Source organism: Cellvibrio sp. (assembly GCF_053579595.1).
This window is the reverse complement of the sequence record NZ_JBRFPI010000091.1, coordinates 1-9,756: the sequence shown is the minus strand read 5'-3', so window position 1 is coordinate 9,756 and position 9,756 is coordinate 1. Positions and strand designations below refer to the sequence as shown.

Sequence of the window (9,756 nt, the reverse complement as noted above, 5' to 3'; positions counted from 1 at the left end):
TTCGAAGGCGCTCATCTTTATCAGGGCGATCTGCGTGATTGCCGGGATGGCGAAACGGTCGTAACTATTGAGAATTGCCCCGGCAAAACCGGTAAGCGAAATCAGCATCAGATAGGGAAAGGTGATGCGTACCAACTCGGTCAGCAAACCAAATTTAGCGGGATCAGACAGATACCCTGGCGCAAAAACCAGTGAAATACCTGCCGCACCAACCACGCCTACAAGGGTTACCGCCACCAAAATCGAGCCGAGACAACCGGCTACTTTATCAACTAACTCTTTGACCGCTGCATGCGAACCTTTTTCGCGGTATTCAGAAAGCACCGGAATAAACGCCTGGGAAAACGCCCCCTCCGCAAACAAGCGGCGGAAAAAGTTAGGGATTTTCTGTGCAACGCCGAAGGCATCCATGGCGCCGCCCGCACCCAACACACTCGCCAACACGATATCGCGGACCAAGCCCAGCACCCGCGAGACCATGGTCATAGACCCGGTGAGCAAGCTGGAGCGCAGCAGGCTTTTGGGCTTGGCCGGTTTTTCAGGGGATGGGCATGGGGGTAACTCGGTGTCAGACACGGGAAATCCTGCAGGGGTAAAAGTTGCGGCATTATCCAACGTCTCAAGCTTGGGAGATAGTCACCCAGGAGCGGCTCCCGCCTGAAAATATAAAAAGAAAGTTGACATTAATCGCACCGCAGAATACTGTACATAAAAACAGTAACAACTTTGAGGATTTACACAATGGCAGTAATCGCCGTTTGGCTATGTGATCGGGATGGCAGTATGTTTGAAGATAAAAAAGTCGCAGAAGAGCACGATAAATACCTGGAACTTGCCGCCAACATCACCCAATTGATTGAAGAAAATATTCCTGGCATTGATGAGAAGTACAGTGAAGCCATTGGTATTTTGCTCGCCCAGCGCCGCGAGCTACTCGCCAAAGCCTGTAAAGGCAAGCCGGATGAATTATTACAGCCTTTCACTTATGAGAAGCCTGTAACCCTGAACAGTAAAACTGCCACAGCCACGGATAAGGATGACTAGGTAGCGGCAGTTGCTGTAGGTGCCGGTGTGCCCACACTCACCGGTGCAGCCAATGGTTGCCCACACACCCATTGGCAGTCAAACAACTGAATCACCACTTCAGTGGTTTGTACGTGTTTAGGTGTGCCTCCCGAATAATTGGATAACTACTCCCCAGCAGTTGTTTGATGATTGGGTTGCACACCTGCTTCCAATCACTTATCCCTGCCCAGCTGTCAGCCACGGCTGATGCAGGCGGTAAGCTGCTTTCACCACTGCACCTTTTCCCTATGGAACCTCAACGGGTGCGGTGGTTTTTTATCGTCCTTTAATATTAAAAACACCATGCAATTGCGCTAAATTCAACTAAAGTAAGGAGATTGTATACTAGTAGGGTGATTACGAATGTTCCGGATTTATACAACAACTCGCACTCCGCGCCCAGCCTTTTGGTTCATCCTTTTCTTATTTTGCCTGTCACTGGAAACCGCAGCAAAACCATTGCGCGTAGTGGAAGGCAGTAACAGCATAGAAACCTATGCGAGAGGGCTTTTAACGCTCGCGCTCAGTAAATTGCCGGAAAAATTTGAAATAGAACAAACCATAGCGAGCAACAGCGAAGAACGCATGGTGAGTATGGTTATGGACAACCAGTTAGATGTTGTCTGGTATGCCACCACCAATGATCTGGAAGAGCGTTTGCAACCCATCCGAATTTGCATCTATCGCGGCCTGTTAGGCTACCGCGTGCTGATGATAAAAAAAGGCACTCAACATAAATTTGATGCCATTCAAACTGTGGAGGATTTGAAACGAGTATCACTTGGTCAAGGCCGCTTTTGGGCAGACACCAATGTACTGACCGCCAACAATCTCAACGTGGTCAAAGTATTGAAATACGAAGGGCTGTTTTACATGCTCGACGGCGACCGCTTTGATGCCTTTCCGCGCGGCGCCCACGAACCCTGGTCGGAAATGCAGCGCTACCCGAAACTGGCGCTGGATGTTGAGCAACATTTGCTGATCTCTTACACCAATCCCTTTTATTTTTTTGTGAATAAATCCAACACTAAGCTGGCAGCAGATATTGAGCGCGGATTGCGCATCGCCATTGAAGATGGCAGCTTTAATGAATACTTTCTCAATGACCCCACCGTAAAAGATGTGATGGCCAAAGCCAATTTGAAAAACCGCACACTCATTAAACTGGATAACCCGGGGCTGCCGAAAAAAACGCCAGTGGATGATGCATCACTCTGGTTTGACCCCTATTCATTTACTGAATAACTAACCCGACCAAACCGAAAGACATCGCCCTGTTAGCAACAGGGCGAATCGAAATCACCACTAACGGTACATATTCAAATACTGCACCATGCGCGGGAAGTCCGCTCGATTGGGGCTGCTGCCATGGGGTAATGCCTGGTGCCAGATAATCAAATCACCTGCATTCGCAGCGATAGGTTTAACCGGCCACAGTGTCCAATCCTGCTGTTGCAAATCCACACCCTGCGGCTGCTCGGCCAACCACTGATCAATTTTTTTGTGGAAGCCCGGCACGCAACAAAAGGCGCCCTGATTTTCCGCCACATCGGTTAAATAAATTAACGCTTGGGTGCCAAATGGAACTGGCGCGATCAATTCCACATCCCAATGAATGCCCGGCCCGGGAAATTGCCACTGACTGGTTTCCGGAGGATTAAACCCTACGCGGTCAGTTGTCATCACAAGATCATCGCGCTGCCACAATTGCTGGAAAATCCGGCGGATATAATTCGAATTACGCGCAACCTCAAGTGCAGGGTGGGTGAATAACTGCACCATAATTTTTTTCATCTGCGCAGAAGATTGATACCAACTGGCGGGATCATCTGCACGCATATGCAAAAAATCCCAAATGACCGCGCGCGCTGCGGCAGATTCACCGGCCGATAACACACCGGGAATAATCAGGTAGCCCTGCTCATCCCAATGGGCGAGTTGCTGCTCATTCAATGGCAATCCGGTTTGAACATCCAACTCAGCATTTTTATTTTCAATAAAATTGACTATCGCGCGATTGGTGCGCTGAATTTGATCTTCCGTAATTTCACCTGCATTTGCACTGGCGAGCCAGTACTCAACATCCACCAGTGTATTGGCGAAATACAATTGCTGCATTCCGGGCTCAAGTCCCGCGCCCAATTGATCCAACAAAATGCGATCCAGCAGCCATTCGCTGTCAGGAATTTCCGCCAGTTGCTGCTGCGCTTTTACAGAAGAGTTGGCTTGCTTGCGCAATTGGATCTTGTGCCACAGCCGCTTCAGGTGATAAATACCCTGGCCATTTTTTTCCAAACTATCAGGCAATGGGCATTCGGCAAGCTCGGGTAATTTTTCATACGCAAATACACATTGGGGATATGACCCCAACTCATAGCGAAACCGCAGCAGTGAATTCGGCAGCACCCGCGCATTGCGCTCATACAGTGGCAGTGTGAGCTGCGATTGATTTTCGTGTAGCTGATAATTGCCAAACACTTGGATAAAAGTCGTTAATTTTAAATCCTTTAACGCCGCGGCATAATCCGGCACCCACAGATTTCCATGTGCGCAAGCAGTGTCACCCTTGCCTAGTTGTATCGCCGTAGCCTTATCCAACTGAAAAACCCGACCTAAATGCACATCAGGATTTTTAGGCTCGCCCTGCGCAGGAGCTACACCTGCACTCAACCATAAATCCAACCGAATTATTTCCGGTATCAGCCAACCATCATCTTTCAAAAACTGCTGCAGATGGCTAAAAATGCTCACTTGCGGCTCCTGTATTAATCCCTGCCGCATAGTTTCAGAAATAATCACATCAAATTTTTTCTCGCTTTGCCATGCGCAAGCATCCGCACACTCAGCCTGCACAATAAAATTACCAACACCCAGAAAGTCGATAAGCTGCTGCAATTTTGTCAGTGACTCTACGTGAATATCCAAAAGGGTTACGCGCACCTGTGATGCATCCAACAACGGCAAGAGCGGGATCAACAAGAGCCCAAAGGGACCAGTCCCTGCATACAGCACCTCGATTGGTTGAGCATTTTTTTGCAGTAGCTTTTGTTGGAGCGCGGCGTAAACCCCCTGCATAAAAATCCGCGTCCGCTGCACATCCTCCGCACACTGCGCTGCGGTAGTGGGCGATACCGCTTTACCCTGTGCAGTGATAGTTGCATGCTCATCAAGAAAAAGTGCCGGATGTAAATCCAGACCAGTGATGTTGCACAAATGTTTCACCAACATATCAACAACCCGCTTTGCTTCGCCCGCAGTAGGGCAAGCAAGCAATTCGATCACTAACGAGGTAATGCTACTGGACATAAATCAGAATCCTTGAAAGGGAAACCATAAAAGGTTCTAGCCTAACCTAAATTGCGAATTTTGGTATTTCACGCTATTTCACCGACTGCGATAGAGTACGCAAAAGCACCAGCCATCACCAAGCTGTCATCAAATCAGCAAATTACCTTCATATTGCTGAGCTAGGGTTGCATCGCTATCCATAAACCCAACCCACTTAAGGAGGTTCACATGTTGCGCCGAATCCATTTGCTTGCCAGCGCCTTAGCGCTGACCTTGATTATCCCCTTGACCGCCTGCGCGCATGGCAACAGGGACGACCAGCGCTACAAAGATGATGATAAAAACTCCAGCATCCAGCTCGGCCCACGCCCTTATTTTTTAGTGAATGATATGGATGAAAGCGCGCTGAAAAAGAAACTGCAGAGCTGCCTTAACAGTCCGATCAAAAAAACCAACTTCTCGATTGGCCATCGCGGTGCACCGCTACAATTTCCTGAGCACACCAAGGAATCTTACGAAGCTGCGGCCAAAATGGGCGCTGGCATTTTGGAGTGCGATGTCACCTTCACCAAAGACAAACAACTCGTGTGCCGTCATTCACAATGCGACCTGCACACCACCACCAATATTCTCGCCACACCACTCGCTAGCAAATGCAGCCAGAATTTTTCACCCTTTGATCCTGTGAGCGGTAAAGCAGCGAGTGCCAATTGCTGCACCAGCGATATCACCCTCGCCGAATTTAAGACCCTGCAGGGAAAAATGGATGCCTTCAATCCCAAAGCCACCAGTGTTGGTGAATATCTAAAAGGTACCGCTAACTGGCGCACTGATTTATACGCAAACAAAGGGACGCTGCTGACTCACGCTGAAAGTATCCAATTGTTTAAAAAACTCGGCGTAAAAATGACCCCGGAATTAAAATCGGCGAGTGTACCTATGCCATTTGAAGGCACCTACACCCAAGCCATATATGCACAACAAATGATTAACGAATACAAAGCCGCTGGTGTAAAAGCGCGCGATGTATGGGCGCAATCCTTCGATATTCAAGATGTGCGTTATTGGATTAAAAGCGAACCGGAATTTGGCAAACAAGCCGTATATTTGGATGATGCTAACACCATTGCCGATGTACCAACGGCAACTGATTTGCAAATGTATGCCGACGAAGGCTTCAACATTGTCGCCCCACCGATTTGGGTGCTGCTGGCACTGGACAACAACAATAAAATTATCCCATCCGAATACGCACGCAATGCCAAAAAAGCGGGCCTGAAAATGATTACCTGGTCATTTGAACGCGCAGGCCCACTGAAAAATGGCGGCGGCTGGTATTACCAAACTGTTAATCCAGCGATTAATAATGACGGCGATATGATGGATGCATTACATGTATTGGCGAAGGATGTCGGTGTGATTGGTATCTTCTCCGACTGGCCAGCAACCGTGAGTTACTACGCAAGCTGCATGAATTTGAAATAACAACAAATGATAAGAAAATAAAAAGCCCCGGTCATCGCCGATGATCGGGGCTTTTTATTTTATTCTGCAATTGTGATCCACAAGCCCAAAAACGCGTACCAGTAGCAAACCATGCAGGTACCGCAATGAATCACGACACATCACTCACTCAAGCTGACATCTCGCGCATTATTGAAATGGCTTGGGAAGATCGCACCCCCTTTGAAGCCATAAAAACACTCTACGGTTTAGGTGAGCCAGATGTGCGCGTATTGATGCGGCGCGAGCTGAAACCCTCATCATTTCGCTTGTGGCGTGAACGCGTCAGCGGGCGAAAAACCAAACACCTGCAGTTGCGCTCGCCGGAGATTAATCGCGGCTACTGCCCCACACAATACAAACGCTAAATCACCCCTGACACACAACTAGTTCTGCAGCAGTGTTTCCAGGCACTGCTCAGTAATTCCGTAAAACGCCTTGATATCAGCGATCTGCTGTAAAATTTCGCTATTGTCGCGGGGCGTTTTGCGTTTTTGTGCAAGTATCATTTTATTTTTGCTGGTGTGTTCCAGCGAGATAAATTCAAACACTTTGGTATCGTAGCCGTGCGCCTCTAACAAAAGGGCGCGCAAACCATCGGTGAGCATTTCTGCTTCTTGCCCGAGATGAATGCCGTGTTGCAATACAGGCGCAAGCAACGCGGGGCTTTTTAATTGCGGGCGGATTTGTTTATGGCAGCAAGGCGAGCACATAATAATTTCCGCACCAGTGCGAATACCCATATTGAGCGCGTAATCAGTTGCAGTATCGCAGGCGTGTAAAGCGATCATAATATTGATGTTCTGCGCGGAGAAATGTTGCACATCACCCTGTTCGAATTTAATACCATTGAGCGATAATTTTTGCGCAGTTTGATTGCACAAATCCACCAACCCCTGCCGCAATTCCACACCTGTCACTTGCGTATTTACGCCGAGGTTTGCACTCACATAATCATGCACCGCAAAAGTTAAATAGGCTTTACCTGAACCAAAATCGGCGATATGCAATTCATTGCGCTTGTCCAATCCCGTTTGCTGAATGGCGGTAGATAAGACCTCAATAAATTTATTGATCTGTTTCCACTTGCGCGACATGGCAGGAATAATCTGGCCATTCGCATCCGTAATCCCCAGCTCGCGCAAATAAGGGCGATCTTGCTCCACATAACGCAGCTTATTGCGATTGTGCGCCAGCTCTGGCTGCACATCCCTGGTATCGCTAGACGGTGCTGAATTTTTGTTACGATTTTTATTAACCAGCACTTTACCCTTTTTGCTGAAACTCAACTGGGTTTCCCATTCATCAGTAATCATATGCGCATTGTGAAAATCGCTACCCAAGGATTGCTGCGACTGCACAATCGCTTCTTCGATAGCAAAATTTTTCGTCACATGGTTGGTGCGATACTCGTATAAAAAAGACAGCAATTGCTGATCTTTAATCTGCACCGGGCGAATCGTGATGCGATTCAAATCCACGTCTGCGCCCTTGTATTTGGATAGCACCAAGCGCTGCAGGGCACCAGCAGTAAATGCCTGTCGGCAGTCAGCGAGGAAATTATCCAGTTCCGCAGAGGATTTGGTATCAATCATAAAATTACTCATTAAAAGTAGTTACGCAAACGCTTGTTACCAAATTTTACTACAGCATTCCCATGACTATGGAAAAACTTTCGCCAGCTACAAAAAACGCCGCTCGTGATCAGGCGTTGCCAGAAGGCAATACTCATACTTTCCAAATAATTTATAGCGATTCAAAGCAATGCGGTCATAACACCAATCACGCACTTGTTGCGGGAGAATTTTTGCAATGCCAAGCAGCGGCCAAGGAAAGGGCAATTGCTGTACTATTTCGAGAAATGCATTACTTTTGGCAATCGCTTGATCGCCCTGCACAAGCAACATGGTTTCGAACTGATCAAGCGGATAACCAAACCACTGCAAAATCGCCTGCCCCTGTTCAGATTGTACCGAGCAAAGCTTGAAGTGGTGTTTTTTGTCGAAACGGATAATAAAACGGCTCCAGCGATTACATAGTTTGCATACCGCATCAAATAGAATTATTTGATCACCGGGATTTACTGCGGGTGGGTATTGGGCTTTCATCACAATTATTCCTGCTTCCATTTACGATCCCACCACCACAATATGCACAGTGGCGGCACGATTGCAGCAACAGCAGCGAGATCCACCCACAGATGCAACCACACGCCGCGCTGCATAGAGAGATAAATGTCCTGCGGCGCCCAGAGCAAAATACCCGCCCCCACCCACAGCCAGACTGCAGCGCAGCGGTAGCGATTGGCAACATACACCAGCGCGAAAAGAAATAGAGAAAAGGCTTGCAGGGTCGCGCCGAACAGCGCCATCCACCAGCTATGTAGCGCCATAGCCGCCTGTTGCTCTGGTGTAAATCCAAATACCGCCAAAACATGCACGTGATAATCCGCAAACAGCGGCAGGTCCACCAGCCAAGTCATCCCCATCGCACCAACCAAATGCCCCAGGGCAACCAGATATAACCAGGCCACCAACCAGGGGCGAACTACACGGGCACTTACCATTTTTTCATCCCTCGCTTGACCTATATCAAATACTTCTGTAATTTCAGAATATACTGAAAACTCAGGAATTCCAATATGTCCGAAAAACTAACCCCCATGATCCAATCCTGCATCCTCCACTTTGGCGAAATGGGCAGCCGCTGGGGGATCAACCGCACAGTCGGGCAGATGTATGCCCTGTTAGTGTTGAGCAAAGAGCCGTTGTGCGCGGATGACATCACCGAAGCGCTCGGCATTTCACGCTCCAATGTGAGTATGGGCTTAAAAGAGTTAATGTCATGGGAGCTGGTGAAGCTGCAACACCGGCCGGGCGAGCGCAAAGAATTTTATTCGGCGCCGGGCGATGTCTGGGATATCGCCAAGACCTTGATTGAACAGCGCCGCAAACGTGAAATTGACCCTACGTTATCGACGCTGCGCAATTTGTTGATCGATACCCCCGCTAACGCCGAAGAAGAATACGCGCAGCAGCGTATGCGCGAAATGCACGAATTAATTGAAATGCTCACGCTCTGGACGCAGGAAATCCAGCGGCTCGACTCTGCCCAGCTTGGCAAATTACTCAAGCTCGGCAGCAGTATCGGAAAAGTATTGGATATGAAAGACCGTTTATTAGGCGGCAAAAAAGAATCAACGAAGTGACCGTTTCATCATTGAGGTAACCGATATGCTCGAAACACTCATGCTTTCACGCATACAATTCGCAGCGAATATTTCCTTCCATATTTTATTTCCCTCTATTTCCATCGCGCTTTGCTGGTTTCTATTTTATTTCAAAGTTCGCTACAACCGCAGCGGCGACGAAGTCTGGATGCGCGCCTATCGCTTTTGGGTAAAAGTATTTGCACTCACGTTTGCAATGGGTGTGGTGAGCGGTATCACCATGAGCTTCCAATTCGGTACCAATTGGCCGGGCTATATGGAAACCGTGGGCAACATTGCGGGGCCATTGCTTGGCTATGAAGTACTGACGGCGTTTTTTCTGGAAGCGACTTTTTTAGGTATTATGTTGTTCGGGATTAATAAAGTATCCAACCGCGTGCACACACTCGCGACTTTTTTGGTTGCATTCGGCACCAGCATGTCGGCCTTCTGGATTATTGCATTGAATTCATGGATGCAAACCCCCACCGGTTTTGAAATGCGACTAGTCGGCGACACAATGAAAGCCTTGCCGCTGGATTGGTGGGCAATTATTTTTAATCCATCTATGCCCTATCGTTTAGCGCATATGCTGATTGCATCGGGTTTAACTGCTGCATTTTTAATTGCCGGGATTTCCGCGTACCGCATTTTAAAAGAGGACCATAAACCGGCGCCACGCCTCGCGCTCA

General features: G+C 48.3%; 11 protein-coding genes. 6 read left to right on the top strand and 5 right to left on the bottom strand.

The genetic code is table 11. The annotated features are described in order from the left end of the window. Positions 1–486: murein biosynthesis integral membrane protein MurJ (murJ, locus tag ACWA6V_RS07875; RefSeq protein ID WP_449521968.1), on the bottom strand; the 486-nt coding region annotated here is incomplete at its 3' end. Between the two features lie 255 nt (positions 487–741). Here murJ and ACWA6V_RS07870 point away from each other — a divergent pair. Together ACWA6V_RS07870 and ACWA6V_RS07865 are read left to right on the top strand one after the other, a co-directional pair. Then, entirely contained in the window at positions 742–1,044 is a 303-nt protein-coding gene (locus ACWA6V_RS07870) for a YebG family protein (protein WP_310074093.1), read from the top strand. A 384-nt stretch (positions 1,045–1,428) separates the two neighbouring features. Continuing rightward, a complete protein-coding gene (locus ACWA6V_RS07865) occupies positions 1,429–2,310 on the top strand; it encodes a diguanylate cyclase (RefSeq protein ID WP_449521963.1) in 882 nt (293 codons plus the stop codon). A 60-nt stretch (positions 2,311–2,370) separates the two neighbouring features. Here the strand turns inward: ACWA6V_RS07865 and ACWA6V_RS07860 are convergent, their stop codons facing one another. Continuing rightward, entirely contained in the window at positions 2,371–4,371 is a 2,001-nt protein-coding gene (locus tag ACWA6V_RS07860) for a phytanoyl-CoA dioxygenase family protein (RefSeq protein ID WP_449521962.1), read from the bottom strand. A 210-nt stretch (positions 4,372–4,581) separates the two neighbouring features. On the opposite strand from ACWA6V_RS07860, the gene ACWA6V_RS07855 reads away from it, so the two are divergent. Then, positions 4,582–5,838, top strand: a complete 1,257-nt coding sequence (locus ACWA6V_RS07855) for a glycerophosphodiester phosphodiesterase family protein (protein ID WP_449521961.1) — start codon at positions 4,582–4,584, stop codon at positions 5,836–5,838. 125 nt (positions 5,839–5,963) lie between these two features. Further along, entirely contained in the window at positions 5,964–6,224 is a 261-nt protein-coding gene (locus tag ACWA6V_RS07850) for a TIGR03643 family protein (RefSeq protein WP_449521960.1), read from the top strand. 18 nt (positions 6,225–6,242) lie between these two features. Here ACWA6V_RS07850 and ACWA6V_RS07845 read toward each other — a convergent pair whose 3' ends face one another. The 3 genes from ACWA6V_RS07845 to ACWA6V_RS07835 all read right to left on the bottom strand — a co-directional run bounded on the left by ACWA6V_RS07845 (position 6,243) and on the right by ACWA6V_RS07835 (position 8,422). Continuing rightward, positions 6,243–7,451, bottom strand: a complete 1,209-nt coding sequence (locus ACWA6V_RS07845) for a class I SAM-dependent methyltransferase (protein ID WP_449521959.1) — start codon at positions 7,449–7,451, stop codon at positions 6,243–6,245. 87 nt (positions 7,452–7,538) lie between these two features. After that, positions 7,539–7,964 (bottom strand): thiol-disulfide oxidoreductase DCC family protein, encoded by a 426-nt coding sequence (locus ACWA6V_RS07840; RefSeq protein WP_449521958.1) that lies wholly within the window; start codon positions 7,962–7,964, stop codon positions 7,539–7,541. Between the two features lie 5 nt (positions 7,965–7,969). Next, entirely contained in the window at positions 7,970–8,422 is a 453-nt protein-coding gene (locus ACWA6V_RS07835) for a hypothetical protein (RefSeq protein WP_449521957.1), read from the bottom strand. 75 nt (positions 8,423–8,497) lie between these two features. Here ACWA6V_RS07835 and ACWA6V_RS07830 point away from each other — a divergent pair, with 75 nt between their 5' ends. Both ACWA6V_RS07830 and ACWA6V_RS07825 read left to right on the top strand, forming a co-directional pair. Next, positions 8,498–9,064 carry a GbsR/MarR family transcriptional regulator gene (locus ACWA6V_RS07830; protein ID WP_449521956.1) on the top strand — a complete coding sequence of 189 codons (567 nt, stop codon included), beginning with the start codon at positions 8,498–8,500 and terminating at the stop codon, positions 9,062–9,064. Between the two features lie 25 nt (positions 9,065–9,089). Beyond that, the coding region (locus ACWA6V_RS07825; protein ID WP_449521955.1) for a cytochrome ubiquinol oxidase subunit I at positions 9,090–9,756 on the top strand (667 nt) is incomplete at its 3' end.